Source organism: Kribbella sp. NPDC026611 (genome assembly GCF_040638345.1).
GTDB lineage: Bacteria > Actinomycetota > Actinomycetes > Propionibacteriales > Kribbellaceae > Kribbella.
In genome coordinates, this window is the sequence record NZ_JBEZYC010000011.1 from 54,272 (window position 1) to 80,471 (window position 26,200).

Annotated in this window: 28 protein-coding genes; 14 read left to right on the plus strand and 14 right to left on the minus strand. The window is 67.2% G+C overall.

What is annotated here, in order from left to right; genetic code table 11:
• Window positions 1-229: 229 nt before the first annotated feature.
• The 4 genes from AB0E69_RS34955 to AB0E69_RS34970 form a co-directional block, all read right to left on the minus strand.
• A complete protein-coding gene (locus tag AB0E69_RS34955; protein ID WP_360156358.1) occupies window positions 230-637 on the minus strand; it encodes a VOC family protein in 408 nt (135 codons plus the stop codon).
• 329 nt (window positions 638-966) lie between these two features.
• Window positions 967-1,806: a carbohydrate ABC transporter permease gene (locus AB0E69_RS34960; protein ID WP_360156361.1), complete on the minus strand. Its 840-nt coding sequence runs from the start codon at window positions 1,804-1,806 to the stop codon at window positions 967-969.
• Between the two features lie 2 nt (window positions 1,807-1,808).
• A complete protein-coding gene (locus AB0E69_RS34965; protein WP_360156364.1) occupies window positions 1,809-2,756 on the minus strand; it encodes a sugar ABC transporter permease in 948 nt (315 codons plus the stop codon).
• Window positions 2,753-4,081 carry an extracellular solute-binding protein gene (locus AB0E69_RS34970; RefSeq protein WP_360156367.1) on the minus strand — a complete coding sequence of 443 codons (1,329 nt, stop codon included), beginning with the start codon at window positions 4,079-4,081 and terminating at the stop codon, window positions 2,753-2,755. The genes AB0E69_RS34965 and AB0E69_RS34970 overlap by 4 nt, the downstream gene beginning before the upstream one ends.
• Before the next feature lie 195 nt (window positions 4,082-4,276).
• On the opposite strand from AB0E69_RS34970, the gene AB0E69_RS34975 reads away from it, so the two are divergent.
• Together AB0E69_RS34975 and AB0E69_RS34980 are read left to right on the plus strand one after the other, a co-directional pair.
• Entirely contained in the window at window positions 4,277-4,960 is a 684-nt protein-coding gene (locus tag AB0E69_RS34975) for a GntR family transcriptional regulator (protein ID WP_360156370.1), read from the plus strand.
• Entirely contained in the window at window positions 4,957-6,357 is a 1,401-nt protein-coding gene (locus AB0E69_RS34980; RefSeq protein ID WP_360156373.1) for a hypothetical protein, read from the plus strand. Before AB0E69_RS34975 ends, AB0E69_RS34980 begins: the two co-directional genes overlap by 4 nt.
• Here the strand turns inward: AB0E69_RS34980 and AB0E69_RS34985 are convergent.
• The 4 genes from AB0E69_RS34985 to AB0E69_RS35000 are packed head-to-tail and all read right to left on the minus strand — an operon-like array spanning window position 6,354 to window position 9,685.
• Entirely contained in the window at window positions 6,354-6,734 is a 381-nt protein-coding gene (locus AB0E69_RS34985; protein ID WP_360156376.1) for a RidA family protein, read from the minus strand. The two genes, AB0E69_RS34980 and AB0E69_RS34985, sit on opposite strands and share 4 nt — an antisense overlap.
• Before the next feature lie 32 nt (window positions 6,735-6,766).
• Window positions 6,767-7,651, minus strand: coding sequence for a fumarylacetoacetate hydrolase family protein (locus AB0E69_RS34990; RefSeq protein WP_360156379.1), 885 nt, complete (start codon window positions 7,649-7,651; stop codon window positions 6,767-6,769).
• 4 nt (window positions 7,652-7,655) lie between these two features.
• Complete coding sequence (locus AB0E69_RS34995; RefSeq protein WP_360156382.1) at window positions 7,656-8,777, minus strand: alanine racemase; 1,122 nt, start codon at window positions 8,775-8,777, stop codon at window positions 7,656-7,658.
• On the minus strand, window positions 8,774-9,685 hold the full coding sequence (locus AB0E69_RS35000; RefSeq protein WP_360156385.1) for an SMP-30/gluconolactonase/LRE family protein: 912 nt from the start codon (window positions 9,683-9,685) through the stop codon (window positions 8,774-8,776). The genes AB0E69_RS34995 and AB0E69_RS35000 overlap by 4 nt, the downstream gene beginning before the upstream one ends.
• 107 nt (window positions 9,686-9,792) lie before the next feature.
• Here AB0E69_RS35000 and AB0E69_RS35005 point away from each other — a divergent pair, with 107 nt between their 5' ends.
• From AB0E69_RS35005 to AB0E69_RS35035, 7 genes are all read left to right on the plus strand, one after another.
• Window positions 9,793-10,599, plus strand: coding sequence for an SDR family NAD(P)-dependent oxidoreductase (locus AB0E69_RS35005; RefSeq protein ID WP_360156388.1), 807 nt, complete (start codon window positions 9,793-9,795; stop codon window positions 10,597-10,599).
• A gap of 168 nt (window positions 10,600-10,767) precedes the next feature.
• Complete coding sequence (locus tag AB0E69_RS35010; protein ID WP_360156391.1) at window positions 10,768-11,634, plus strand: hypothetical protein; 867 nt, start codon at window positions 10,768-10,770, stop codon at window positions 11,632-11,634.
• A gap of 84 nt (window positions 11,635-11,718) precedes the next feature.
• Window positions 11,719-12,585, plus strand: coding sequence for a hypothetical protein (locus tag AB0E69_RS35015; RefSeq protein WP_360156394.1), 867 nt, complete (start codon window positions 11,719-11,721; stop codon window positions 12,583-12,585).
• A 668-nt stretch (window positions 12,586-13,253) separates the two neighbouring features.
• Window positions 13,254-13,391 carry a hypothetical protein gene (locus AB0E69_RS35020; protein ID WP_360156397.1) on the plus strand — a complete coding sequence of 46 codons (138 nt, stop codon included), beginning with the start codon at window positions 13,254-13,256 and terminating at the stop codon, window positions 13,389-13,391.
• Window positions 13,392-13,393: 2 nt separating this feature from the next.
• The gene (locus AB0E69_RS35025) at window positions 13,394-13,714 is read left to right on the plus strand and encodes a hypothetical protein (protein ID WP_360156400.1); all 321 of its coding nucleotides are present in this window, start codon (window positions 13,394-13,396) and stop codon (window positions 13,712-13,714) included.
• Window positions 13,715-13,928: 214 nt separating this feature from the next.
• The gene (locus AB0E69_RS35030) at window positions 13,929-14,891 is read left to right on the plus strand and encodes a hypothetical protein (protein WP_360156403.1); all 963 of its coding nucleotides are present in this window, start codon (window positions 13,929-13,931) and stop codon (window positions 14,889-14,891) included.
• Window positions 14,892-14,896: 5 nt separating this feature from the next.
• Window positions 14,897-17,257 (plus strand): lanthionine synthetase LanC family protein, encoded by a 2,361-nt coding sequence (locus tag AB0E69_RS35035; protein WP_360156406.1) that lies wholly within the window; start codon window positions 14,897-14,899, stop codon window positions 17,255-17,257.
• Between the two features lie 539 nt (window positions 17,258-17,796).
• On the opposite strand, the gene AB0E69_RS35040 is transcribed toward AB0E69_RS35035, so the two are convergent.
• The 3 genes from AB0E69_RS35040 to AB0E69_RS35050 form a co-directional block, all read right to left on the minus strand.
• Complete coding sequence (locus AB0E69_RS35040; RefSeq protein WP_360156409.1) at window positions 17,797-19,191, minus strand: amino acid permease; 1,395 nt, start codon at window positions 19,189-19,191, stop codon at window positions 17,797-17,799.
• Window positions 19,192-19,398: 207 nt separating this feature from the next.
• A complete protein-coding gene (locus AB0E69_RS35045) occupies window positions 19,399-19,803 on the minus strand; it encodes a metalloregulator ArsR/SmtB family transcription factor (RefSeq protein ID WP_360156412.1) in 405 nt (134 codons plus the stop codon).
• A gap of 134 nt (window positions 19,804-19,937) precedes the next feature.
• Window positions 19,938-20,123, minus strand: a complete 186-nt coding sequence (locus tag AB0E69_RS35050; protein WP_360156415.1) for a hypothetical protein — start codon at window positions 20,121-20,123, stop codon at window positions 19,938-19,940.
• 72 nt (window positions 20,124-20,195) lie between these two features.
• Here AB0E69_RS35050 and AB0E69_RS35055 point away from each other — a divergent pair, with 72 nt between their 5' ends.
• Window positions 20,196-20,699, plus strand: a complete 504-nt coding sequence (locus AB0E69_RS35055) for a hypothetical protein (protein WP_360156418.1) — start codon at window positions 20,196-20,198, stop codon at window positions 20,697-20,699.
• Entirely contained in the window at window positions 20,696-20,986 is a 291-nt protein-coding gene (locus tag AB0E69_RS35060; protein WP_360156421.1) for a hypothetical protein, read from the plus strand. The genes AB0E69_RS35055 and AB0E69_RS35060 overlap by 4 nt, the downstream gene beginning before the upstream one ends.
• A gap of 335 nt (window positions 20,987-21,321) precedes the next feature.
• Here AB0E69_RS35060 and AB0E69_RS35065 read toward each other — a convergent pair whose 3' ends face one another.
• On the minus strand, window positions 21,322-21,651 hold the full coding sequence (locus AB0E69_RS35065; RefSeq protein WP_360156424.1) for a hypothetical protein: 330 nt from the start codon (window positions 21,649-21,651) through the stop codon (window positions 21,322-21,324).
• Window positions 21,652-22,122: 471 nt separating this feature from the next.
• Here AB0E69_RS35065 and AB0E69_RS35070 point away from each other — a divergent pair, with 471 nt between their 5' ends.
• The 3 genes from AB0E69_RS35070 (at window position 22,123) to AB0E69_RS35080 (ending at window position 24,188) form a co-directional block, all read left to right on the plus strand.
• The gene (locus AB0E69_RS35070; RefSeq protein ID WP_360156427.1) at window positions 22,123-22,527 is read left to right on the plus strand and encodes a sigma-70 family RNA polymerase sigma factor; all 405 of its coding nucleotides are present in this window, start codon (window positions 22,123-22,125) and stop codon (window positions 22,525-22,527) included.
• Window positions 22,517-23,776, plus strand: a complete 1,260-nt coding sequence (locus AB0E69_RS35075) for a hypothetical protein (RefSeq protein ID WP_360156430.1) — start codon at window positions 22,517-22,519, stop codon at window positions 23,774-23,776. The genes AB0E69_RS35070 and AB0E69_RS35075 overlap by 11 nt, the downstream gene beginning before the upstream one ends.
• Window positions 23,777-23,846: 70 nt before the next feature.
• Window positions 23,847-24,188, plus strand: a complete 342-nt coding sequence (locus AB0E69_RS35080) for a hypothetical protein (RefSeq protein WP_360156433.1) — start codon at window positions 23,847-23,849, stop codon at window positions 24,186-24,188.
• Between the two features lie 31 nt (window positions 24,189-24,219).
• On the opposite strand, the gene AB0E69_RS35085 is transcribed toward AB0E69_RS35080, so the two are convergent.
• Together AB0E69_RS35085 and AB0E69_RS35090 are read right to left on the minus strand one after the other, a co-directional pair.
• Entirely contained in the window at window positions 24,220-24,885 is a 666-nt protein-coding gene (locus AB0E69_RS35085) for a response regulator transcription factor (protein ID WP_360156436.1), read from the minus strand.
• Window positions 24,882-26,192 carry a histidine kinase gene (locus AB0E69_RS35090; RefSeq protein WP_360156439.1) on the minus strand — a complete coding sequence of 437 codons (1,311 nt, stop codon included), beginning with the start codon at window positions 26,190-26,192 and terminating at the stop codon, window positions 24,882-24,884. The genes AB0E69_RS35085 and AB0E69_RS35090 overlap by 4 nt, the downstream gene beginning before the upstream one ends.
• Between the last annotated feature and the right edge of the window lie 8 nt (window positions 26,193-26,200).

The window sequence follows — 26,200 nt, forward strand, 5'->3', positions numbered from 1 at the left end:
GACCTAGAGCTTGACTCCGATCCGCTTGTTCGAACCCCGTACCGCTGAATTCCAGCTGAGGCTGATCATCACCCGATCGCCTTCGCGGCATCGCGGCTACGGCGTCAGCACCCGGCGATCGGGGGCAGTAGGACTTGTCGGTCATACTGACCCCCGCACACCTCACGCGCCGTGAACACACCCTGCCTCGCCAGGGGGACAAAACAGATCCCCCGCCCGTCGAAAAGTCTCAGTCGAGGGCCTGTGCGATCTCCCACAGGTTTCCTGCCGGGTCCGCGAAGGCCGCGGTGCGCCTGCCCCATGGGCGGTCGATCGGGCCGTTCAGGAGCGTGACGCCATGCGCCTGTAGCTCCGCGGCGGCCGCGTCAGCGTCGTCGACTCGGACCGTGTAGAGCGCCCGCCCGCCGGCAGTCGACGCGGCGACCGCATGCGGCTCGATCAAAGTGGGTGCTTCGCCGACCGAGATCAGGTTGAGCATCAGGTTGCGGAGCCCGAGCAAGGCCGAGTCGGGGTCCTCGAAGATCACCTCGAGACCGAACACGTCGAGGTAGAACTTCTTGCAAGCCGCTACGTCCTCGACGAACAAGGTGATGACCTCGAGCTCGTCGAGGCCTTTGATCGGGCTGGTCTTCGTCATGCTGCTCTCCTGCTACGTGGGGCCGCTCACCGGCCGCGGGTCTTTGATGAAGACATCGAGGCCGTACGACGGATCTCGACATTCTCGCCAGACATCGGCGTCTGACAGCTCTACGGGGCGAGAACTCATGGCATCAGCACCCCGCCCTGGCGGCATAGTGAGGCGCCGGGGCCAAGGGAAGCGGCTCGAACGGCTTATCAGGCGGCACATAGAACCGCGGCCAGCCGCTTGCCGCGGGGTCCTGGCCGTGTCGGCTGGGTTACTGTCGCGTTCTGACCGCTGCTGGCCGACCCTCCTGGTCCAGAAGGTGGCTAAAACAGTTTGTCCCTTTACCGAGTGGCGCCACGGAGAAGGCCGGCGAGGAGGTAGCGCTGGAAGATGACGACGAGGGTGAGGGGAGGGACCAAACCGATGAGCCCCGCCGCGGCCTGCAGGCCGAACTTGGCCGAGGTCTTGGTCGTCAGATTCGGGATGAGGACAGTGAGCGGCTGGGCGTCCGGTGAGTTCGCGAACACTGCGGGGATCAGGAACTCGCCCCAGCTCCCAAGAAAGATGATCACTCCGGTGGCGACGATTCCCGGCGCGATCAGGGGGCCGATCACTCGTACCAGCACCGTCCAGGTGCCGGCTCCGTCGATCCGGGCGGCCTCCTCGATCTCGACCGGGATGGTTGCGATGTGACTGCGCAGGATCCAGATCGAGATCGGAATCATCCCGGACACGATGACAGCGACGACGATGCGGACCGTGTTCACCTGCCCGGTGGACGTGGCCAGCTGGAACAGCGGGATCAGCACCAAGTACACCGGCAGGGTCATGGTGATCGTGATCAGCGCGAGCGCCGGCCCGGCACCGCGGAATCGAATCCGCGCGAATGCGTACGCCGCCGGAACGCAGACGGCCAAGGTGGTCACCGTCACCAGTACCGATTGGACGAACGAGTTGAAGATCGCCCGGCGAAAGCCGGCGGTAGCGCCGGTTCCGGCGATCACCTCGCGATAGTTGTCCAGCGTGAGGTGCTCGGGAACCAAGGAGATCGGCACCTTGAGCGCGTCGGCCGGCGTTGTCAGGCTGACGACCACACCCCAGTAGAGCGGCGCCAGCGTCCAGAACAGCACGACCAGGCCGACCAGTGCCAGCAGTATCCGCGTTCGCAGCGATGTCGTCATGGCTAGTACTCCACCTCGCGATAGAGGAACTTGAGATAGACGAAGGCGAAGAAGGCCGAGAGACCGGTCGCCAGTACGGATGCGGCGTACCCGAAACCGAAGTCGAAGTCCTGGAAGGCCGACAGGTAGACCTGACCGGTCAAGGTAATTCGCTGTGGGTCGTTGCCGACCAGAACGAAAACCTGGTCGTACAGGCCGATTGCCGACAGCGCGCCGGTCAGCGCTACCAGTGCCATCGCCGGTCTGAGCAGCGGCAGGGTGATCGACCGAAACTGCTGCCACTGGCTTGCGCGATCCACCCGCGCTGACTCGTACAGTTCCCGCGGGATGCCCTCGAGCCCGGCCAGGAAGATGATGGCCGCGAAAGGCGACGCACTCCAGGCCACCATCAGCCCGATCATCAGGGTCCCGATCCGCGGGTCATGGATCCAGGTGACGTTGGTGTCGATCAGACCGAGCTGGGTGAGCGCCGAGTTGAGCAGCCCGCTCCCGGTCGGGTTCAGAATCAACGCCCACAGTGATCCGGAGATGGTTCCGGGGACGGCCCAGGGCAGGATGATCACCGCGACCGCCACCGTCCGGACGCGGCCGGTCAGCGCCCTCAGCCAGGTCGCCAGCGCAAGCCCGATGCCGAACAGCAGCACGGACAATGCGACCAGATAGCCGAAGGTGTTGATCAGCGCGGTTCGGAACCCACGGTCGGTCAGCACCGTGCGGTAGTTGTCGAGGCCGACAAACGGATGGTCTGCCTCGCCCAGTTGGTTGGCGAAGACGCTGCCGACCAGGCTGTGTGCCGACGGGTAGAGCACCAGCGTGCCGGTGATCAGCAGCGCGACGGAGATCAGCAGGTAGGCTCGCCCATTCTCCCGCCGCCGGGCCCGGCCGGCCTCGCGGTGCCAGGCCGTGCGACTCAGCTGGACTCCTGCGGCAGGTTCGGTCCGGCTGCTCACTTCACCTGCCTGGCGATCTGCGCCTGGAGGTCATCGAGACCCTTTTGCGGCTCGACATTGCCGACAGCGACGTTTTGCACCATCGACGCGGCTTCCCGGTTGAACTTCGCGAACCAGGTCGGCGGCCCGTTGACGATCACCGGCTCGATGCTGTCGAGCAAGTCGATGATCTGCTGGCCGCCCTTCAGCTTGCCCTGCTGTACGACGTCCTCGAGCGCTGCCCGGTTCGCGGGGATGTACCCGCCACCGCCATCGGGATCGGTGTACGCCGCCGCCTGGTTGCGAGCTTGCAGCCACCAGGTGATGAACATCGCCGCAGCCTCTTTGTGCTTGGAGGCCTTCGGGATCGACAACGCCTCCTGAACCCCGAGGCTAGGCCCATCAGTTCCCTTCGGTCCCGGCGTATGCGCGAAGACCACCTGATCTTTGGCGATCCTGCTGTCCTTCGGGCTCGCGTATGTCGTTAGCGCACCGGGTGACTCGGCGAGCACGATCGCCGACTGCCCCGCCGCGAACGCGCTATCCACCTTGCCGTCGTCGAGCTGCACCGAGCCCGGGTCGAGCAGGCCCTCGTGGTGCAGGGTGCGCAGGAACTGCAGGGAGTCGAGCGCGCTCGATCCGTCGGTCAGCGCGGCCCGGCCGTCCGCACCGAGGATCTGGCCTCCCGAACTGCGCAAGAGTGAGTACCAGGCAGCCGCCGAGCCGTCCGAGATCACCAAGGGGAATCCGACAGGGTACTTCGCCAGTCCAGCCTTCTTGACAGCCTTCGCGGCCGCGATGACCTCCGCGTACGTCCGGGGCACGGTGGTGATGCCGGTCTTGCTCAGCATCGTCATGTTGAACGCGCTGCCGCGGAAGTCGAGCGAGTACGGAACGCCGATCTGCTGGTCCTGGTAGCTGAACGCCTTGGCGCCGACCGCATCATGAGGGGTCTCCGGCCCGAGGTAGTTGCGCAGATCGGTGTCCCAACCGGCGGCACCGAACTGACCGACCCAGCCGCCGTCCATCTCCAGAATGTCGGCGGGCGCCGTGCCGGCCGCCTGCATCGCCACGATCTTGTCGTGCAGTTGGTCGTAGTCGAGAGTCTCCCACTTGACCTCGATCCCCGTCCGCTCCGTGAAGCCGGTGATCACGCTCTTGGGCAGCTTCGCCCAGGGGGGCATCAGCACGTGCACCGAGGTGCCCGCGAATTCCTTGCTCAACACGCCGGCCGTGTAGCCGGCCGCCGGCTTCTCCTCGACGACTTGTTGCTTCGAGCAACCGGCAAGTGCTGCGGCGGTGGCAATGGTCGCAACGACGCAGGCGGTCCAGCCCTTTGCAAACATGGTCGGCCCCTTCGGAGTCAGCAGGCACGCAGACACCGGGTCGCGGCCAAGGTGTGGACAAACTATTGCGACTAACTGTCGACTGTCAACAGTTGATATACTTGGCGTGCCCGGGTCAACAGGTAGATCACCCGGCACAGAGAATGGTCTGGTCGCCAGAGTCCGGCGGCGGACCGCCGAGGACGAGGAGCAGGCATGAGTGGATTCGAAGTCACCCCCAGGATCTTGAGGGATCAGGTCCTCGAGCAGGTCGAAGAGGCGATCGTCTCCGGTGACCTGAAGCCGGGCGACCGGATCAACGAGGTGCTACTCGCCGCGCAGATGAACGTCAGCCGCGGGACACTCCGGGAGGCACTGCGCAGTTTCGAACAGGCCGGGCTGCTCGTGTCGAAGCCGAACCGGGGAACCTATGTGCGGGTCATCGCTCCGGAGGACACCGTCGAGGTCTTCGAGCTGATGGGGATCGTCGAGGGCCGGGCGGTCCGGCGCGCGATCGAGCTCCGCGGCCCCGATCTGCAGGCGGTGGCCAGCACGCACCTCGAGCGGATGGCCGAGGTGCTGACCGACAAGTCGTCGACGCCGCGGACCAGGCAGGACGCGGATCTCGCGATGCACGAGGCGATCTGTGCTTGCGCCGGGAGCGAGTTCCTGATCGACACGTGGCGCCGGCAGAAGGGCATGGTGCTGTCGGTGGTCGCCAACGTCGGCCAGCCGGTCATCACCCAGGTTCAGGCCGCGGAGTCGCACCAGGAGCTGGTGGATGCGATCGCGACCGGCGATCCGGACGAGGCCGAGCGAGTGTTCCAGAAGCACTGGCGAGACGCGGCGGAGGCGATCACTTCAGCGATGTCAACGGCAGCCGGCCGGACCGTCTCGTGACGAAGCAGCCACTCGGCCTGTGGCCGGCCAATCCGAGGTACTTCCGCTTTCGCGGTGAGCCGACCGTGCTGATCACATCGGCTGAGCACTACGGCGCGGTACTGAACCTCGACTTCGACTATGTCCGCTACCTCGGCACACTGCAGCGGCATCGCTTCAACTACACGCGGGCGGCCTCGGGTGCGTTCGTGGAGCGGAAGCAGACGATCGAGGGCTCGGGATGGGAGAACCCGTACGCGCCGCGGCCCAGCCGTTTTGTCGCTCCCTGGCGTCGTACCGAGGTGCCCGGGTACGCGCACGGCGGAACGCGGTTCGATCTGACCGCCTTCGAGCCCGCGTACTTCGACCGGCTGGACGACTTCGTCAACCAGGCCGGGCTGCGTGGGATCGTCGTCGAGTTCACCATCTTCACCGCGATGTTCTCGGCGTCGCAGTGGGGTATCAGTCCGATGAACACGGTCAACAACATCAACGAGCTCCCGCCGCTCGCCTGGGACGAGGTGTATCGGGTCGGCAACGGTGGCCTGCTCGATCACCAGCTCGCGCTGACCCGTCGACTGACTGAGGCGCTCGTTGACCACGACAACGTCTTGATCGAGATCTTCAACGAGCCGTACTTCGGCAATGTCGAGCCGGCCTGGACGGATCGGATCGACGCCGAGATCGCGAAGGTGTTCGCCGACCGCGGCCGCCGCGTCCCGGTTTCCTGGAACATCGCAAACCAGCGCGGCATCATCAGGGACACCCCGTCGACCGCGAACGTCTTCACATTCCACTACGCGACGCCGGAGGCCCTGACCGACAACCCGGACGTCGCCCTACCGGTGATCGACGACGAGACCGGGTACGCCGGCGTCGGCGACCGGCCATACCGGCGAGAAGCCTGGCGGTTCCTGTTGAGCGGCGGCTCGGGGTTCAACCACCTGGACTACAGCTTCGCACCCGGCCAGGAGGACGGCAGCCGGCACCTCCCAGAGACCGCCTCCAGTGGTGGCGGTCCGCGGTTACGATCCCAGCTCACCTTCCTGCGAGACTTCCTGTATAGCGTCCCGTTCGCGGACATGACACCGATGGAGGTCATCGCGCCGGGCGGTGAAGCGGTCGGGCTCGCCCGGTCAGGTCGGGCGTACGCGTGGTACATGACTGCCGTCGAATCGCGCGTATCGGTGTCGTTCGAGGTTGCTGCTGGCAACTATATGGTGTGCTGGTCGGATCCGGTTGGTCTGGTCACCACTGCTCCCGTCGACATCGACGTCGACACAGATGGAACGATCACCCTTTCGGCACCCGCTGGGACGGCCAACGAATGGGCCGGGACGCTGCTGCGGCGAACAGCCGCCTCCGGCGACACCGTTGCGACGTTCGACTTCGCGGCAGCAGCGCGGACAACCGGCTAGACGCGGTGACCGCGGACGGCGATCATCTCGACCTCGATCAGCACGTCGACGGCAAGCTGCACGCCCAGGGTGGTCCGGGAGGGGCGTGGCAGCGTGCTGAAATGCCGGCCGTACACCTCGTTCATCACGGGGAAGTCGCGGACGGCGTCGGCGAGCAGCACGGTGACCTTGACGACGTCGTCGAACCCCGACCCAATCTGTTCAAGCCGCTCGCGGATCGTCAGCAAGACCAGATCGGTCTGGTGGGCGATGTCTCCGGAGCTGAGCCGCCCGTCAGGTTCGATCGGGATGTGTCCGGAAACAAAAATGGTGTTCCCCACCTCGTACACCATCGTCAGCGGGACGAGGCTGACATCGAAGAGCGGACGGTCGGGCATGCGGGCTCCGATCTGGGAGGTTGAATTGGGCTTCACGCGGTGGTGACGACGTTGGTGATCGCACCAAGGCCTTCGATCTCGCACCGGACGACGTCGCCCGGTTGGAGGTAGCGCGGCGGCATCCGACTCGCGCCGACACCGGCCGGCGTACCGGTCGCGATGATGTCCCCTGGTGTCAGCGTGCATACGGTCGAGAGCCAGCTGACGAGCTCGTCGACGCCGCGGACGAGTTCGCTGGTGCGCGATTCCTGCCGTACTTCGTCGTTCACGGTCGTCCTGATCGCCAGCGCGTCCGGGTCAGCGATCTCGTCGGCGGTGGTGAGCCATGGACCAGCCGGAAAGAACGAGTCGAATCCCTTGCCAAGCGTCAGTTGACCCTCGGAGTCGAACTGCCAGTCGCGCGCGCTGACATCATTGCAGACCAGATAGCCGGCCACATGCCTGCGCGCTTCCGCGAGGGGAATGTTCCGCCCGGCGCGCCCGATCACTACCGCCAGCTCGACCTCGTAGTCGACGGCGCCACTGGCCGCCGGCAGACGAATACGATCGCGAGGACCGCTGATCGCGCTCGGCAGCTTGGCGAAAACCAGCGGGTTGACCGGAACAGGCACGCCGAGCTCCGCGACGTGGTCCAGATAGTTCAGTCCGGCGCACAGGATCTTCTCCGGCCGCGACACCGGCGGACCGAGATCAGCAGTCTGCTCGGCGCTGATCGCCGCACCCCGGTGTGCGCCGGCCAGGATCTCCTTGTGTACGGGCGCGAGCCGACGGATCAGCGGCTCGTCGCCGACGAGCAGCGCTGTGACATCCGGCAGCGATCGGCTCTGACCGAGCAGCGTCTGCACGTCGTACAGGAACTCGCCGACGACCAGAGCAGTCCGTGAACCGAGGGCCGTCCGTACCGCGGCGATGCGCATCCGGCTACCAGGTCTTTCCGCGGGCCGACACAGCGAAGATCTCTTCGACGATGCCACCCCGGACACCGATCAGTGTGTCGGTGAGGTTGATCGTGGGACAGACATGCATCGGATGGAATGCCAGTTTGTCACCGACCTGCGGAGCCGGGTCGCCTTCGCCGAGCTGGACCATCCCGTGTTCCTCGGTGACCGTTGCCAGGTAGGCCGTTCCCTTGACCGCGCGGCCGAAAGCCATCGGGTGGGGGCCGTAGCCGTCCTTGCAGAAGGTTTTCGAACCGCCGTCGACGGTGGCCCGGCGGTCGTCGACGCTGACCACCGTGCACAGCATTGACACCGCAATCTGGTCCCAGCCGCAGGCGCCGATTTCGTGCATGCCTGCGTCGAAAAAGATGTACGTTCCGGCGCAGGCCTCGGTGGTTCCGACGACCTGCGCGAAGCTGCGCGCGGTGGGCGTCGAGCCTCCAGCGACAGTCCGAATCTCGATACCGTCGGCCCGCAGGGACTCCGCGACCCCGGTCATGATCCGGCCCTCCTCATCGCCGAGGTCGTCCAGCGGACGCCCGCCGGATGCCGCGAAGAAGGCGCTGCGGTGCGTGGTCAGCCCGTCGAGCGTCAGGTGCCGGGCTTTCTCGACCTGCCGGGCCAGCAGGACGGCCTCGGCCGGGCGTACGCCGCTCCGGTCGAAGCCGGTGTTGATCTCGACCCGCACGCCGAGGTTCACACCAGCGGCCTTGGCCGCCGCCTCCCAGCCGTCGATCGCGGCCTCGTTCTCGACGTGCACGGTCAGCCGCGCGTCTCGGGCCAGCCGAGCTGCCCGCTCCCACTTCCCGAACCCGTAGACCGGGTAGGCGATCACGACATCTTCGATGCCGTCAGCAACGAACACTTCGGCCTCACTCAGCTTGGCCGCCGCGATGCCGACCGCACCCGCGGCCAGTTGGCGGTGGGCCAGCGCCGGGGTCTTGTGGGTCTTGATGTGCACCCGGAAATCCGCACCGGCGGCCGAGACCGCGCCCTGCATGGCGATGAGGTTGCGATCAACCCGATCGAGGTCGATGATCACGGCCGGGGTGTCGAGTGCCTCCACCGGAAGGCCGACCACAGTGTCCCAATCTGTCACGGTCATCGCGACCACGCCCGCAGGGCAGCCTCCGGATCGTGGCGTTGCGCCGAGCAGGTGTCGAGGTCGAAGACCTCGATCTGGCCCAGCTCGCACTCGGTGACGAACAACCGCCGAGCGCCGGCCGGTCCGAACGACACGTTGGTCGGCAATCTGCCGGCGGTCGGAATCGGCGGCAGTACCTTCCCATCGGGGGCGACGACGGCGACGCGGCCACCGCCGTACACGGTGCAGAACAGTCGGCCGTCCGCACCGAAAGTCATGCCGTCCGGGCCCGCGAAGGACAGCTCCGCGTCGTCCGGCAGCAAGACGTTCGCGAAGCTCTCCCGCGGTCCGTAGCGAGCCCGGACGGGATCCCAGGGGTAGCGGAACACCTCCCCGGTGATCATTTCGTTCGCGTACAAGTCGCCGTCGGGGGCGACGGCGATACCGTTCGCGAACGCGATACCTCGATCCACCACTTCGCAGGCTCCGGACCGGGTGTCGATACGGAAGATCCGACCGTCGATCGGGGCCGTCCGATAGTCAGCCCGGATAGCGCCGCCCGGAGCCCAATCATCCAGCAGAACACCCGAGTCGGTCAGGTAGAGCATGCCGTCCGGCCCGAAGACCAAGTCGTTCGGGAACAGCAACGGCAGACCCGCGCAGTCCGTCATGGCCACGCCGACTGTCCCGTCGGCCACCATGAGCAAGGCCGGTTCTGGATGCGACTCCGCGACCCAGAGAACACCGTTGCGCTCGGCAACGACAGCGTTCGGCCGGCCGGTCCGCGCCAGCCCTGACACCGCCCGCCCGTCCGCCGAGACGACGGTGACTCGCCCGGTTCGAACGCCCATCTCGACCAGCAACCAGCGGCCGTCGGGCAGCGGATAGGGCCCCTCGGGCAGATCAAGCCCGGAAGCGAACACGGCCACCGTCGCCTCCCCAGCACTCTCGGGTTCACGAAACATGTAGACCAAACCTAAGAGTGATAATGTCAACTGTCAACAGTTTGGAATCGGACCACAGTCAAGGAGGCAGGATGACCGAGCGAGAGGCCGGCAGAGTGGTGATGATCGCCGGCGGCGCCCAGGGGATCGGATATGGCGTTGCTCGGCGATTCGCGAGCGAGGGCGCGCGTCTGATGCTGCTCGACATCGATCACCAGGCCCTGCAGAAGGCAGTTGCCGAGCTCAGTGGGGAGGGCGTCGAGGTCGCCGGCCATCGCGTAGACATCACTGACCGCCCAGCCGTACACGCGGCGGTCGCGGACACTCTCGACCGCTGGGCCCGCATCGACGCGCTGATCGCCTCTGCGGGCGTCGTGGAGATCCGGCCCCTCCTTGACATCACGGATGCGTCCTGGCGCCGGATCATCGACGTGAACCTGACCGGCACCTTCATCTTGGTGCAAGAGGCCGCCCGCGCGATGGCGCGGGCGGGAACCGGCGCCATCGTGGTGATCGCCTCCACGAATGCGTTTTTCGTCGAAGCCGAGACCGCGCACTACAGCGCGACCAAGGGTGGACTGATCGCCTTCGTGCGGGCGGCTGCCCTCGACCTGGCGCCGCACGGCATTCGCATCAACGCGATAAATCCTGGCCAGATCCGGACCCGGCTGTCCGCGGTACTGACCGAGGACCCGGCCGCGGGGCCGGCGTATCTGAAGAGGATCCCGCTGGGCCGGTGGGGCGAGCCGTCCGACATCGCCGCAGCCGCGTCGTTCCTCATCTCCGACGATGCGAGCTACCTGACTGGCGAGGCTATGACAGTCGACGGCGGCGTGACGCTCGGCGTGGCGCTCCAGGTCGAGCAGGGCGAGCTGCCCGGGTTGAGCAGCGATAGGTAACTTCCAACTGTTGACAGTTTATATGCAGGGTCGTTACGTTTCCGTCATGTCGACGCGCGGCCTGACACGGGGGTGCCAGGCCATTCCTGCCCTCCCTCGATCCAAGGAGAACCCGTGCTCCCTCGCGCAAAGAAACTGTTCGCAATACCACTGCTAGCGGCCGCAGTCGTGGCTGTTGGCTCGGCGGCTCCGGCCCAGGCCGGCTCCGCCCAGGTTGCCCAGACGATGCTGTTGGAGACGTTTCCGACGCCCTCGACCACCGGCGTGCCAGTCGGTACGACCCTGACTGTCCTTCCGCCGGACGGCTACGACACCAATGGCGTCCCGTATTACGTCGTGGGCGCCGGCGAGACGATCGACAGCAAGCGATTCACCGGCAACCTGATCATCTCCGGCAACGGCGCCGTCATCAAGAACAGCGAGATCTACCGCACGATCAGCAACGGCGACGATCACTACACCTTCAGCGTGACCGACTCGACCCTTGGTGCGCCGGATGGCAACGGGTGCAACGGGGATGTCGCCATCCAGTTCGACAACTACACCGCACTGCGGGTGCGGGTGCGCAACTTCTCCGATGCTTTCCGGGCCACCACGCCAGGCGGCGCCTCGAACATCTCGATCAAGGACTCGTTCGCGAAGCTGTGTAGCAATTCGGGCGACCACAGCGACGGCTACCAGGGGTACCACGGCGGGACCAATGTGCTCATCCAGCACAACACCATCGACCAACGCTCCGCTGCCCCCGACGTCACGGCGCCGATCTTCAACTCCGACGACTCCAACGGCATCTCGGTCAAGAACAACCTCCTGATGGGTGGGAGCTTCACGATCCGGCTCGACGGCGACGGCACCCAGTCGGTCGCGCAGGACAACCGCGTCGTCAACAACTCGTGGGTCTGGGGTCCGGTGTCCAACGCCGGCCCCAGCGGCGGGAGCAACTGCCCGTGGATCACCTGGTCCGGAAACACCCTGGTCACCATCGACAGCAGCTACAACATCACCAGCACGGTCGGACCGCTGAACTGCGTCTGACTCAGCCGGTGCCCGCCCGCGGCGGCGGGCGGGCACCTTCCGAAAGGGGTGCCCGTGCAGCGCATTCAGGGGCTAGGGGCAACCATGATGTTGCTCTTGGCAATCGCCATCAGTCCACTTCCTGCTCTCGCCGGAGCCGAGGTCCGCCCGTCATCGCCGTACCCGACACCGGCAACGACCGGCCTGCCGGCAGGCGCCCAGCTGACAGACCTGATCCCGAACGGGGTGGATCCCGACGGCGACCCGGTCTATTACGCCCAGGCAGGTGACGTGATCGACCACCGCCGGCTGACGGTCGGACTGGAGATCCGCGGCGACGATGTAATGATCAAGGACAGCGAGATCTACGGCACGATCAGCAACTACACAGGGCATTGGCGCTTCACCGTCGTCGACTCTACGGTCGGCGCACCGGACGGCAACGGGTGCAACAGCAACGTCGCCCTGCAGTTCGACAACTACACCGCGCTGCGGGTCCGGGTGCGCAACTTCGCCGACGCGTTCCGGGCGACCACACCCGACGGTGACTCCGACATCCTGATCGAGGACTCCTACGCCAAGCTGTGCAGCAATCCCGGCGACCACAGCGACGGTTTCCAGGGGTACTACGGCGGCCGCAACGTACTGCTCCTCCACAACACCATCGACCAGCGGTACGCCCCCAGCCATACGGCGCCGGTGTTCAACTCCGACGGCTCGAAGGGCATTGCGCTGATCGACAATCTGTTAATGGGCGGTAGTTTCACCGTACGCGTCGACAGCGATGGAACGACTTCGCTGGTGCTGTCGAACAAGATCGTCGACGGCGCCTGGGACTTCGGTCCGGTGCGTGGCGTCGGGCCCGACGACACGAGTGACTGCCCGCTGCTGATCTGGGCGAACAACAGCCTGGTGCGGATCGATGCCGACTACCGAATCACGGAAATCGTCGGCCCGCTCCCTTGCGCCTGAGAAGTCGGGCCGTCATCCAGCGCCCTGCGGCCTTAGCGGATCCGCGACACCTTTCTCTGCCCCGCGTTCCCCTTCACCGTCACCGCAACCACAGTCGACCGGTACTCGAGCCGGCGCTCCCGGGGACACCGGACAGCCAGTTCCGGGCCCCGATCGGGAATCGCTCGCAGCCCAGGCGTCAAACGCTCGACCCTGGGCATCTGGGGAGGTCGAGCTGCCCGCGGTCGTGCGGATTCCGGGGAGAGCCCTGAGGGCAATCCGACGGCAAGGCCCAGATGTAGCCACTGGTCGGCATTGTTGAGCGGTACGAAGTTCGCGCCACTGTCGTGGTCGAGAACCCTCGCACTCCGTCGCCTGCGCGACTGGACCTCCGTCCTCGGCTGCAGGAGAACCGTTCATCGCCCGGAGGCTGTATGATCTAGCTCACATCCTGCGCCGTGGGGGAGCGGGAGCCGATGGGGGGAGCCTCGGTGGCCTTTGATTCGAAGCGGCTGTATGTCCAACTTCCCTGTCGGGGGGAGATATCCGAGATCGAGGAGACGGTCCAGGTCGTGCCGCCGACCTTCTGCCGGTATCCCTCGGAGACGCGGTTCGTGCCGACGCCGGTTACACAGTGCCCGCTGATTTCCGAGGTGCCTACCCGGTGCGCGGCGCTCAGCCGGGACCCTGTGGACCCGGACACTCTGATCGTCACGCCCGAGTCACTCATTGCGCTCCGGCGGACGCTGGAGCTGCGCCTGGCCATGGTCAAGGAAGCCGAGGTGGCGGTCGCGCGACGGCAGACCGTTGACGGGGACGGAGCTTAGGGATGCCATTCAACGCCAAGAAGCTGCGGGTCGTGCTGCCCGCCGGTGACGTCGTCGGAGCCGACGAGCCTCGAGTCCTGCCCGTCGCCCTCGACTTCGGCGCGGCCGACATCGACACGCTGGAATGCTTTGCCGCCGCACATCAGATCGTCACTGATGGCTGGTGCTGGAGCGACTCCTGCATGGATCAGTTCTCCGAGCCGAAGCTGCTGTACGCCGTCCCGGCAGAGATGCTCCCCGCGCTGCGCGAGGCTCTTGAGGCGCAGTTGGTGGAGTGCGATCGGGCGCAAGAGGCGCTTTCACAGTCGCAGATCGACCAGTAGACGCACAATCATTGTGGCGACGCCCGCAGTCGACGTACCTGATCCCGCGGCAGGCATGCTGAGAGCCGGCCGCGGGTACGAGCTCCTCGTCAGCGAACGCTGTCCACCTGAGGAGCGCGACGCGCTCACGGCCACAGGCGACGTGCCCTACGGGTTGTTGCGGCCGACGCCCGGGTCCGGGCTTCCGCCCCGAGTTGTCTCGCCGGACACGGCGTTGCTCTTCCTGACGCTGGCCGACGCCGGCCCGCTGCCGGAGTACGCGCGTGCCACTCTGGGGCGTGAGGTGGCGGGCACCGTGGAGCGGTTGGTGCTGGACGGCGTGCTGGAATTCGAGCACCAGGGCAAGTGGTGCCATGGTGGTGCTGCAGCCGCCTTGCTCGCACCGAATGAGCCGCTCATCGGCCACGGGCGAATCGGAGCTTTGTCGCTTGCAGCGCTTCGTTATGGTCAGCATCTCGGGAACGCTTCCGAGGACGAGCTGGTGCACCGTCTCTATGGCTTCGGTCGGCGCCCAATCGGGCCAGAGCTGCGGGGCCTGATGCCTGACACGGCAACGGTGTCCGATGCTATCGGGCTCGGCGTCGGCGTCGGCGGACGCGTCACGCGAGCGCTCGGTGCGTCGTGGGCGGAGCTGCCGGCGTCCAAGGACAGTCGGCACTGGCGGCATTGGCACCCGCGCGTCGGCGGGCGCCGTCGTCCGTTGCGTGCGAATGTCAAGCTCTATCTGAGCCCTACCGTCGAGGCGCTCGGCGACGCGCTCGGGGTGCTCGCCGAGTTGCTCGGCGCGGCACCGTCGGCTACGGCGTTCAAAGTCGGTGTCGGCCTGGGCGGTATCTGCCGCCCCGACAAGGTCGTCATTTACTTCGACGGCCTCGACGCCCTGCATGCGACGGCGCAGGACCTGGCTTCGCGCTTGCATGGGGTGCCCGCGCAGGGGGTGCCATTCACCGCGGCCGTGACCGAGGATGGGCTTCTGTCGTGGGCGGTCGACCCGGTAGAGACCAGCTGGCGGTACTGGCTGGCGGGTCGAGCCGCCGAGCATCTTCTGCAGGGCAGGCTGGAGCCCGACGGGCCGCCACCCTGGCGCTACGCCCTGCAGCGACTGCGTCTAGACGGTGTCGACACGGTCCGGTGGGCCCGCGCCGACGGTGTGGTTCCGCAGGCCTCCGAAAGGTAGGGACCATGTCGATCACCGAGCCGTTCATCCTTCCCGCCGACGTGCAGATCGTCGCGGTTGCGGACCTGCCGCCGGTCCTGCTGGCAGAACTGGGCAACGACGCGGACGGATTTGCCATCACCCGGCATGGTTCGCGCACGGGGACGAGCGTGGTCGACGGCCTCACTGCCCGCCTGCTCCAGCGGTTCCGTACGCCGACGACGATCGTTGACGCGGTGCTGGAGTTCAGTGGCGCCGAGAGTCTCGATGCGCGCGAGACGCTGGAGGCGAGCTTCGCTGTGCTCGGCACGATGATCACCGACGGCGTACTCATCACCGCCGACTCGCTGCTGGCCGAACCGATCGCGACCACGCTGCGGCCCGGCGACAGGCTCGAGGAGCTGCAGATCGTCGAGGTCGTGCATGTCGTCATCGACACGGAGGTCTACCGGGCCCGCACCGACGACGGCGCATCGTACGCGGTGAAACTCGCCAGGCCCGGCTCGGAGATCCGGATGCGCGCGCTGCTGTCGCACGAAGCTGAGATCCTCGAGGTTCTGGGCGGCCAAGTCGGCCCGGCTGTGCTACGGCTGGGCGAATTCGAGGGGCGGCCGTGGCTCGCGATCGCCTGGTCCGCGGCCGCCGACGCGGCAACGGCCGCAGCGGAGCACCGCACGGCAGGTGACGGGCCCGCACTGCTCGACCTGGTCGAGCGGATCCTAGAGGCCTACGCTGAGCTACACGCACGGTCCGTGCTCCACGGAGACGTCCACCCACGCAACGTTCTGGTCGACGCGGCCGGCGCGGTCACCCTCATCGACTACGGCCTAGCCACCGCGGACGGCGTCCCTGCTCCGGCGGTAGGAGGCGTCGACCTCTTCACCGCACCGGAGTTCGCGGCCGCGCGGTTGAACAGACGCGATCCCGGGCCGCCAACGCAGGCCGCCGAGCAGTACAGCCTCGCCGCGCTCGCTGTCCTACTCCTCGCGGGCCGACACACTCACAAGTTCTCCCTCGAGCGGGACGCGATGCTTCGCCAACTGCGTGACGAGCCACCTGACGTGTTCGACCAGCTCGAGACGTCCGGTCTCGAGAGGCTCCAGTTGCCGCTACGGCGAGCGCTGGCCAAGGATCCGTTGGACCGGTTCGCCTCCGTCGCCGACTTCCTCCGCAGCGTCCGGGGTGCCGTGGACGGCGCGGCCCTGGCGCGACGGCCCTGGCGACACGGCGCAGGAACAGCGCTCGTGTCGGACGTCATTCGCAGGTTGACCATGCCCGACGCCCTCCTGTCGGGCGGGATCGAGGCGCCCACCGCATCGGCCATGAACGGAGCTGCTGGATTCGCGCACGCGCTACTGCGGATCGCCTCTATCCGCGGCGACGGAGAGCTCTTAGCAGCTGCAGACCTGTGGGCCGAACGCGCCACGGCCGCTATCGCATCGCCGGACGCATTCACCAGTGCCGATCTCGAACTCATCAGCGACACACTCGGCGATCGCTCCTTTTACCACCACGAGGCCGGTGTCCACGCGGTGCGCGCGCTCGTCGCGGTCGGCCGGGACGATAGCCCGGCTTGGCGTTCGGCCGTCGAGGCGTTCGTCCGCGCAGCCCGCCGTCCGTGCCCTCCGCTCGAGGTGGCGTTCGGCCGGGCTGGCCTGCTCCTCGGCTGCGCCCTTCTGCTCGAGACCCCCGAAAGCGGTACGGCCAATGCCGGCGAGCGACTGACGACACTCGGCGATCAGCTCGCGGCGAGCATTGCCGCCGAGATCGACCGCGCTCCGGCGATCGCCGACGGCAACCAGTTAACGCGGCTCGGGGCAGCGCACGGGTGGGCGGGATGGCTGTACGCGCTGCTGCGCTGGTCCGACGTCCAGCGCACGCTACCGTCGGCCATGGTCGTCGAGCGGCTCGACCAGCTCGCGGCCATGGCGCGCTGGGAGGGCCGGGCAGCGTCCTGGCCGCCCGATGCGCACGCTCCCGCTCTCGAGAACACACTCGCCGCAAGCTGGTGCAATGGGGCAGCCGGCTACGTGCCGCTGTGGACGGCAGCCCACGCGCTCCTCGGCGACGACCGCTACCTCGAGCTCGCGCTGGCCGCCTCATGGTCCGCATACGAGGGCGGGGAGGCCGCCCCCGGCGATCTCTGTTGCGGCTTGGCAGGCCGCGCCTACGCGCTAGCCACCATGCATCGGCACAGCAGCGACGAACGCTGGCTGATCCGCGCACGCGTACTCGCGGACAAGGCTGCCGAGCGCATCCGCGACCGCCCGTTCCGTCGCGACAGCCTGTACAAGGGCGAAGTCGGCGTGGCGTTGCTGATGGAGGAGCTGAACAGTCCTACGCGTGCCGGCCTACCGCTCTATGAACCCGAGGGCTGGCCAGAGTGAGCGGGCTCCGATCATTGGGTCCTCGATGACGGCTGCACTCCGATGGGGCGGGTGCAAAAGGGTCGCGTCCACCGCTTGAATCGGACCCGGACTTGCTGTGATGCCCGAGCACCTACTGCCGAGACTCGTTGCGTGGCTCGCTGTTGATCACGGAGGAAGCCGGTGGTTTGGCGCTGCTTCGATGTGCGTCTCTGCTGATCGCGGTATCGCCGGTGAGGCTGCTGCGAGTAGCCCGAGCGGGTGTGCGTAGTACTCCCGTTGTGTGATGTTCCTGGCCGTTGGCGGGTCGCCGAGCATGGACGCGGCGCGGATGTTGTAGCGCTCTCGATAGGCAGCCACATCGCGGACCAGCAGGCGGGCAGCATTCGCCGTCAGGCCCGCCTGGCGAAGTAGCTCGTCGTACCAGACCGCTGCCGTGTTATATGCGCAACTCGCCAGCCAGGCTGATGGCAACCCGGAGGAGCACCCGGCCGGTCGTGACTGCCGGCGAGGTGCTGACCGGGACCGGGTCGGGCAGGTGATCCGCAGGTGTGTGCCGGTCAGTCGGCTTCGGCGCGGGCCTCGATGTCCTCTATGCCGCTGGGCTGCCCGGCGCGAGTCCACCGCAGGTACAGGGCCGTGGCGATCAGCACGGTGCCCAGCAGGGACAGGATGGGCCAACCGCGCGTGAGGTTGACGATAAGGGTGAAGGCGACCGCAGCCGCCGCCGCGGCGTTGACGGCCGCCAGGACGGGCTTGCGCTCTGCGCGCGCGAAGCGCGTCATCGCAATCAGGCCGATGAGGAAGCTGACGAACACCGCGACCGCGTAGAAGAGCACTAGTTCTTGTTCCTGCCCGGCCGACGCCAGGATGATCAGCGCGGCGGCCACCAGATAGACCACGACCGCCAGGTACGGCGTGTGGTGGTGGTTGGTTCGTCCCAGCCAGGCGGGTAGGACTCCAGGACGCTCGTTGCTGCCGGCCAGCGCCTTGAGCAGGCCGGGGCCGGCTTGGAAGGAGGAGCTGGCGGCGGCCAGTAGCAACAGCGAGCTGGTGAGCTGGAAGGTCGCGTACAGCCAGCCAGGACCGGCGGCGGCGTGTGCGATGTCGGCGATCTGCGTGGAGTCGTTTCCGGGCAGCCCGATGTGGAGTCGGGCGGCCAGCGCCGTCAGGGCGAGGGTCAGACCGCCGACGATCACCACCAGCAGCGCAAGAGTGCCACGTCCGAAGCGCCGGCGTGCCTTGTCATCGAGCTGGCCGAGCTGCGCAATGGCGGTTGAGGGCGCCTCCACACCGGTGGCCAGTGCCATCGCGACCGGGAATGCCAGTACTACAGCCAGCACCGCCGGATGCGACCCTGGGTGTGGGGTTGCGGGTGCGCTGCCCAAGGAATGAGGGTCGACCAGGCCCAGGATCAGAACGCCCACCGCGACGACAACAAACAATGCGGTCATCAGCGCGAACAGCAGCCGTCCGCCGTGCCCGAACCACGACAGGCCTGCCACGGCCAGCAGGAGGACAAGGGCGAACACGATCCGCCACGGCGCCAATGCTGGTGCCAGCGCGATGACCGCGCTGGCGGCTGCCGAAATGGAGATGCCGATCGTCAGCACGAAATCGACGACCAGCGCGCCGATCGGCAGGAACGTCCATCGGGGACCGAACGCGCGGCCGGCGGCCGCTGCCGCCCCGCCGCCGCTGGGGAAGCGCGCCACCAGTTGCCAGTAGTTGGCTGTCACCAGCGCCACCAAGCCCACCACGAGTGCCATTGTTGGCAGTAGCCGGGACAGATCACCGTGCAACGCCCGCAAGGCGGCCTCGATCGCGTAGGCGACCGACGAGACCGGGTCGGCGATCACGGCGAACGCGAACGCGAAGAACAGAACCCAGCGGGGCGGCACCCTGCGGGTGTGTACCGAGGTGGAGCTGGTGGAAGGGGTCGGCAGATCGGGCATCGTGATGTCCTGACACTGGATATGGGTGCGCACATTGCCGACCAGACTTCCCGGCACACCAGGCAGAAATATTACACCCGCCCTGCTCAGCTCGGGTCGAGTTCGGGGCCACGGATCGCTGAGACGCCGGCCCGCCGGTGAGTTCGCTCGCGAACGCGAACCGCTTGGGCTCGAAGACTTGTCCGCTCACTCGAGCGGGCCCACACCTCAGGCGGTGCGGCGTGTGCGGCGCTGGGGTGCGGTCTTGGCCGGGCGTTTTCTTGGGCGTTCGAGTTGGGGCGCGGCGAGGGGTTCCTGGAGATCCTCGAGTAGTTCGGCCTGGCCGGACAGCATGCCGGTGAGGATCGAGCGGGCCACCTTGAGCAGTTCCGCGACCTCGGGGCTGGTCAGCGAGTAGATCACGGTCGATCCGTGCTTGCGGGTCGCGACCAGGCCGGAGCGACGCAGTACGGCGAGCTGCTGGGAGAGGTTCGTCGCCTCGATGCCGACGTCGGGCAGCATCTCGGCCACCGAGTGGTCTCGCTCGCTGAGCAGCTCGAGCACCCGGATCCGCGCTGGGTGCCCGAGTGTCTTGAAGAACTCCGCCTTGACCTGATAGAGCGGCCTACTCACCGATGCACCTCCTGATCTGCGCGGTTGAACACTTGCGAAAACCTTCAACCAGCATAGCGGCGACCGAGTGCCAGGACGGTTTCCTGGATCTCGTCGTACGACGTCGACCAGATCTGTCGTGCCGAGCCCTGGGGTCAGCTTGGATCCTCGGCGAGATCTGTCGGGAGCGGGACGCCGTTTTCCATCGCCAGGCGCAGCAGGCTGTCGAGTTCTCCGTCGTAGACGCGCTCGGAGTCGATGTCTCCGGTCTCGCGAGCGGTGCGCAGTTCCCTCCGGGCGACGATGACCCGGTGGCGCAGTTCCTCCGCAAACGTTTCCATGATCTCCCGTCGGGGCTCGTGGACTGATCCCACCGTACACAAGAGTTGCAGAATTCTTCAATTCATGATCGCATGCATTGCGCAAGAGATGGAGCGAGGGAAGGCGGGACGCATGACGACGCCCCTGCACCAGCTGAAGGCGGAGTTCTTCAAGACCGCGAACACCCCTTCACGCCACTGACCGGCACTGTCCTTGCCGCCGCTCACGCCGCCGGCGACGTCCTGTCCCGGCTACTTACCCGGACCGATGAGATCCAGAACTCCGTCGCGCTGATCGACGAACTGATGGCCATCCGGCCACCTCTCGGTGCGGAGACAGCGAAGCCCAGCTGGCTCTCCGCCGGCCGATCCTCCGCCGGCCGATCCTCCGGCGTGGGCCTCGTCGAGGGCTGGCGCGGGACCATCGCGCACCGCGTGGAGCTGGCACCGGACGGGTCGGTGTCCCGACTGAAGATTGTCGACCCGTCCTTCTTCAACTGGCCCGCCTTACCCGTCGCACTGGCCGACACGATCGTCCCCGACTTCCCCCTCACGAACAAGAGCTTCAACCTCTCCTACGCCGGGAACGACCTGTGATCAAACGCCGCCGGCCCCAACCGATGAAGATCGAGACCGTCCAACGCTGGGTCGCCTCGGTCATCCTCATCCACGTCGGCTCTGTCCCGGCGGTCGCGCTGGCCGTCTACAGCCTCGGCGCAGCCGACACCGACCGAGGCAGAGGCATCGGCCTCTGGCTCATGTCCGCAGTCATCGGCCTCCTCACCATCGCCGGCGTACGCCTCATCTTCCAGCGCACACCCTTCTCACCCTGGCTCCTTCTAGGCCTCCTCCCCACCACCATCACCGGCTTCTACCTCTTCTAGGCGTCCGCGCCGGCCGAAGCGCTCAAGGGACGCGATTGCGATTGCGGCCCGGCCCAGATGCAACCCGCTGCGTTTGGGCATTAACTGAGCTGACGGCGAGACGACAGTGCACGCGTGCACCCCTCGGTCGACATTCCGATGACTGTCAGCGCGGCGAAGGGGAGGCGGGTGCTCGCCCGCAAGTCCACCGCCAAGAAGGCTCCGGCGAAGAAGGCACCCAAGAAGGCGTAGCGGGTGCACCGCACGTCACCGTTGGCAACCTCAGGGCAAAGCTCTGCCAGAGAGCAGGACTGACGAGCGAAGAACCACCCGCCAACCGTGAACCACGGCAGCGGCTAGACCGGGACAACCTTCCCGAGGAGTTCACGGACGAGTTCCTCGGCAAGCTGCTGGTCAGCGACGCGATCCTGGCTGGGCGAGACGCCAACCTCAGCGACGCCCAGCGGCGGTCGCTCCGGGAGTGGAGCGCCAAGCGGTACGGCGGAGTCATGAAGTCGGTGCGCGACTCGGTCGGCAAGTCTCTCGGCGGCAAGGACCTGATGGGCAAGCTGTTCGGCGCCGAAGGCTGGCCGAAATTCGGGGGCACCGACGTCCTCGGCAAGGACTTGCCTGAGAGTGTCGAGCGCTTCCAGTCTGCTGCCAAGATTCCGCAGAGCTTCCGCCACCCGGCAAGCTGGATGAGGATCTCACCGCCGGCGTGTCGCAGGATCGTCTGCACGTCGAAAAGCGTGAACGCCGGATCCGACAGCATCCGCGCGGCAGCGGTGTGGCGAAGATCGTGCAAGGTCCAGTTCGAGCCGAGAGGCGCGCTGCAGCACCGCCCGCGCAGCGTGATGCTCCGCGATTGGCACGCCAGGCCCTCTCCTGATGCCTCCTGTAGCACCAATCGGCGCTCAGAAGAGTTCAGTCAACTAGCCGCTCACCGAGCGTGTCGGGTTGGGAGGCAGATGCTGGTACCCGCGCATCGGATCCGGGCCGAGATGCGTTTTTCCTGGGAGAGCCGGTGTTGCATCGGTCCGGGAGGGAGTCGAGGTGACGTTCGAGGAGTGGGCACGAGGCGGCGTACCGGAGCTGATCCGGTTCGCGACCGTGCTGTGCGGGTCCGGCCATCTGGCCGAGGACCTCGTCAGGAGACCGTGATCAAGGCGCACCGGCACTGGGAGCGGGTGCAGGCGGTCGCCCGGCCGGAGGCATACCTGCACCGGATGGTCGTCAACGAGTACCTGTCCTGGCGCCGCAAGTGGTCCCGGATCATCCCGCGGCCGGAGATCTGGCTCGATGCCGACCGCTCGCAACCGGACCACGCCGTGCGGCTCGCCGACCAGGACGAGCTCGTCGCGGGGCTCGCCAAACTTCCGCGCCGGCAACGCACGGTCCTCGCGCTGCGGTACTACGGCGGCCTCACCGACGCCGAGATCGCCGAAACGATCGGCTGCGCCCCGCACACCGTTCGCTCGTACGCCTCTCGTGCACTGGCCAAGCTCCGGATCGAGCTGGGGCCGTCCGCATCCACCTCACCTGGAGTCATCAATGCGCACTGATTCGGAACTCCGGGCGGCCTTCGATCGCCTCGCCGCCACCGCACCCACGCCGACACTGAACCTCGACGCGCTGCCGCCGCAGCAGCTGTCCCCCTCGCAGAGGCCGCCGAGACGACGCCGTACCGTGCTCGTTCTCGCCACCGCCGCTGCCACCGCGACCGCCGCCATCGGCCTCCGGGTCGGCCTCGAGCAGGCGCCGGTCGCTGGACAGCCGGGCGAGGCCTGGCAGAACTGGATCACGGTCACCGCCCCGGCCGGAATGATCGTCAACCCCCGCGCCTACCAGGCGAACCGGCAGATCTACCAGTTGGCCGGCGTCGACAGCCCATGGCAGAAGTGGTGCCTGCTGACCCTGCACCGCAACGGCGACTTCAACCCTTCCCGCATCCCGGCCAACAGCCCACGGGTGGACATCAACGGCCTCGCGGGCCGCCTCGCCACCATGCCGGACGGCGAACCCGTCGTCCCGTTCCCACCCGGCTACGCGATGTCGTTCGGTAAGGACGGGCGGCCGGTGACCAGCGTTGCCTGGCAACCCGCGAAAGGCATCTGGGCCCTTCTGGCGTGCCAGTCCCAGCGCCACTGGGGCACCGTCAAGGTCCCGACCATCGACGCCCCCTCGGACAGCGACCCCACCACCGCCCTGGCCATCGCCAAGACCGTCAAGGCCACGCCCCAACGGCTGACGAGCCCGTTCAAACTCGGCTACGTCCCCGCCGGCCTGCACCCCCTCCGAGTCCAGGACAAGACCTCGAACTTCCCGGGCGACGGTCACTCCTTCAGCATGATCTTCACCGACAACAACCCGGCCACCGGCACGGTCGACCGCCCGCTCTGGAGTGGTGACAAGGACCACCCGAAGGCCGGCGAGGGCGTCACCTACGGCAGCATCTGGGGCCCCCAGGCCCAACCCGGCGAGGACCTCGAGATCACCTACTCCACTGACAAGTTCTGGAACGCGCAGACCCGCATCGGTACGTCGCCCGACCTGACAATCCACGGCTACAAGGCCTGGTACCTCTGGGACCACCTCGAAACCATCCCCAACCAGAACGGCGCCCCCGCCTACCAACCAGGCCCCAAGAACGTCCTACGTCTGGAACGCAACGGCGTAGCCATCACCATCCGCACGCTGGACACCCCTGTCAACACATCCGCCCTGCGTCGCATCGCCGAGTCATTGACCCTCCCGAACAAGCCGCTGGACCCGCACCAGTGGTACGACGCGAGCACCGCCCTCCCGCACTGACCACCCACCCCCTGAAGACCGCACGACGGCGAGGCAACACAGGGATCCAGTACCGGCGCCCTGCGCCGGCGTGAACCATGCCGACTTCGCTGCGGACGGGCGAACCTTCGTGGTCTCGTGTGAGTTCTCCGGTCAACTGCTGCTGGTGGACACCGCGGGCGAGCGCGTCCTGAAGGTCCTGCGGCTGCCGATCCGGCCGGGGAAGATGCAACCGATGCCGCAGGACGTGAAGCTCTCGCCCGACGGAACGATCCTTTGGGTCTCCGGCCGCTACCACGGAGTCGTCTACGCCGTACGCCTGTCCACCGGCAAGCTCCTGGCCCGGATCAAGGTCGGCAGCGGCCCGCACGGCCTGGCGGTGTTCCCCCAGCCAGGTCGCTACTCGCTCGGCCACACCGGGGTCTTTCGCTGACCACGCGTACAACCTGGGAGTCGGGTGTGTGTCAGGTTGGGTTGGGGGAGGCTAGGCCGATGTCGTAGGCGAAGATGACGGCTTGGATGCGGTCGCGGGCGCCGACTTTGGCGAGGACGCGGCCGACGTGGGTTTTTACGGTGGACTCGGAGAGGTGGAGGCGGGCGGCGATCTCGGGATTGGTCCAGCCACGGGCGATGGCGACGAGGATCTCGCGTTCGCGGTCGGTCAGGGCCTCGAGCTTGGCGTCGTCGTCGGCGTGGGGTCCGCGCGGGAGCTGCTGGACGTAGGTGTCGAGGAGGCGCCGGGTCAGGGCCGGAGCGATGATCGCGTCGCCGGCGGCGACCGCGCGGATGCCGCCCAGCAGTTCGTCCGGCCGGGCGTCCTTGAGCAGGAAGCCGCTCGCTCCGGCGCGCAGTGCCGCGTGGGCGTACTCGTCGAGGTCGAAGGTCGTGAGGACCAGGACCCGCGAACGGTGGCCGCTGGCAACGATCTGGCGAGTGGCCTCGATCCCGTCCATGCCGGGCATCCGGATGTCCATCAGCACGACATCGGGCCGGAGCTCAGCGGTCCGGCGTACTGCGTCCGAACCCGACTCGGCCTCGCCGGCGACCTGGGTCTCGGGTACGGACTCCAGCAGGATGCGCAGACCGAGTCGGTGCAGCGGCTGGTCGTCCACGATCAGCACCGTGGTCATGGCGTCCTCTCAGGAGCAGGGGCGACCTCGAGCTCGGTCTGCACGATCCAGCCGCCGGCTGGGGTGTGGCCGGCCCGTACGGTGCCGCCGTACAGGGCGGCGCGTTCGCGGACGCCGATGAGGCCTTGCCCATCATCGGAGGACTCGCTCGCCGGCTGGACGCCGCTCGGCGGGCCGGTGTCCTCGATGTGGATCCGCAGCCGCTCGTGCACGACCTCGAGTGAGACCCGCGCCTCGGTGTCGGGGCCGGCGTGCTTGAGGGAGTTGGTCAGCGCTTCCTGGACGATCCGGTACGCGGCCAGTTGGAGACCTCGATCGGCGGGAATGTCACCGGCCGTCCGGTAGACGACTCGTGGACCCGCCGCGCGGATCCGGTCGCACAAAGCGTCGACATCGGCGATGCCGGGCTGCGGACTCAGTTGTGGTGCGGCGGCCTCGTCCCGCAGCGCGCCGAGCGTACGGCGTAGGTCGTTGAGGGCCTCGCGTCCGGTCTCCCCGATCAGCGTGAGCGCCTGGGCGGTTCGGTCGGGGTTGACCCGGACGGCGTACGCCCCGCCGTCGGCGAGCCGGATGATGACCGACAGGTTGTGCCCGAGGATGTCGTGCATCTCGCGCGCGACGCGGGCTCGTTCGCCGGCGACCGCCAGCAGGCTGCGCTGATCGCGCTCGATCTCGAGCTGGGCGGCCCGGTCGCGGAGACCGGTGAGTTGCGAGCGCCTGAGCCGGACGACGAGGCCAAGCGCGACCGCGGCCGTAGTGGCACTGACCAGGAAGAATGCCGCGCCCGCCACCGACGCGAAGGTGGAGAGACGGACGACGGCCAGTGTCAGCGCGGCAACCGTCGCCACACACGCCCAGAGCAAGCGCCGCAGCGTGCTGTGTAGTGTGAGGCTGTACAGCACGATCAGCAAGGCGACGTCTGCGCGGAGGAACGCCGGCAGTGACCACTGCACGACGAAGGCTGTCGCCGTGATGGCGAAGGCCGCTGTCGGTGTACGCCTGCGCAGGAACAGGGGGAGCACCAGTCCTGCCTGCAAAGCGACTGTCACCGCGAGGGGGACCTGCGCGAACGGCGGGAGGTCTCTCCTTGCGTCGCCGACGTCCAGCAGCTCGGGCATGCAGAACAGCAAGAAGACAAGGGCGACGACCGCGGTGTCCAGAACCCATGGCCGGGCGCGATCCGCACGGCGCAGCCATTGGTCGATCCGCCGGCCGCGGAGCACCAGCGGGTGCCGCGACAGCGGATCGGGATCGGCGGCCAGGAAGTCCGTCGGTTCCGGTGCCTTGATGCCAGTCACCCTGCCCACCTGACCAT

Excerpts from the sequence above, each read along its gene's own strand:
- AB0E69_RS34955 (WP_360156358.1), bottom strand. The coding sequence starts at position 637 with ATGACGAAGACCAGCCCGATCAAAGGCCTCGACGAGCTCGAGGTCATC.
- AB0E69_RS34960 (WP_360156361.1), bottom strand. The coding sequence starts at position 1,806 with ATGACGACATCGCTGCGAACGCGGATACTGCTGGCACTGGTCGGCCTG.
- AB0E69_RS34970 (WP_360156367.1), bottom strand. The coding sequence starts at position 4,081 with ATGTTTGCAAAGGGCTGGACCGCCTGCGTCGTTGCGACCATTGCCACC.
- AB0E69_RS34975 (WP_360156370.1), top strand. The coding sequence starts at position 4,277 with ATGAGTGGATTCGAAGTCACCCCCAGGATCTTGAGGGATCAGGTCCTC.
- AB0E69_RS34985 (WP_360156376.1), bottom strand. The coding sequence starts at position 6,734 with ATGCCCGACCGTCCGCTCTTCGATGTCAGCCTCGTCCCGCTGACGATG.
- AB0E69_RS34990 (WP_360156379.1), bottom strand. The coding sequence starts at position 7,651 with ATGCGCATCGCCGCGGTACGGACGGCCCTCGGTTCACGGACTGCTCTG.
- AB0E69_RS34995 (WP_360156382.1), bottom strand. The coding sequence starts at position 8,777 with ATGACCGTGACAGATTGGGACACTGTGGTCGGCCTTCCGGTGGAGGCA.
- AB0E69_RS35005 (WP_360156388.1), top strand. The coding sequence starts at position 9,793 with ATGACCGAGCGAGAGGCCGGCAGAGTGGTGATGATCGCCGGCGGCGCC.
- AB0E69_RS35015 (WP_360156394.1), top strand. The coding sequence starts at position 11,719 with ATGATGTTGCTCTTGGCAATCGCCATCAGTCCACTTCCTGCTCTCGCC.
- AB0E69_RS35025 (WP_360156400.1), top strand. The coding sequence starts at position 13,394 with ATGCCATTCAACGCCAAGAAGCTGCGGGTCGTGCTGCCCGCCGGTGAC.
- AB0E69_RS35035 (WP_360156406.1), top strand. The coding sequence starts at position 14,897 with ATGTCGATCACCGAGCCGTTCATCCTTCCCGCCGACGTGCAGATCGTC.
- AB0E69_RS35040 (WP_360156409.1), bottom strand. The coding sequence starts at position 19,191 with ATGCCCGATCTGCCGACCCCTTCCACCAGCTCCACCTCGGTACACACC.
- AB0E69_RS35050 (WP_360156415.1), bottom strand. The coding sequence starts at position 20,123 with ATGGAAACGTTTGCGGAGGAACTGCGCCACCGGGTCATCGTCGCCCGG.
- AB0E69_RS35055 (WP_360156418.1), top strand. The coding sequence starts at position 20,196 with ATGCATTGCGCAAGAGATGGAGCGAGGGAAGGCGGGACGCATGACGAC.
- AB0E69_RS35075 (WP_360156430.1), top strand. The coding sequence starts at position 22,517 with ATGCGCACTGATTCGGAACTCCGGGCGGCCTTCGATCGCCTCGCCGCC.
- AB0E69_RS35085 (WP_360156436.1), bottom strand. The coding sequence starts at position 24,885 with ATGACCACGGTGCTGATCGTGGACGACCAGCCGCTGCACCGACTCGGT.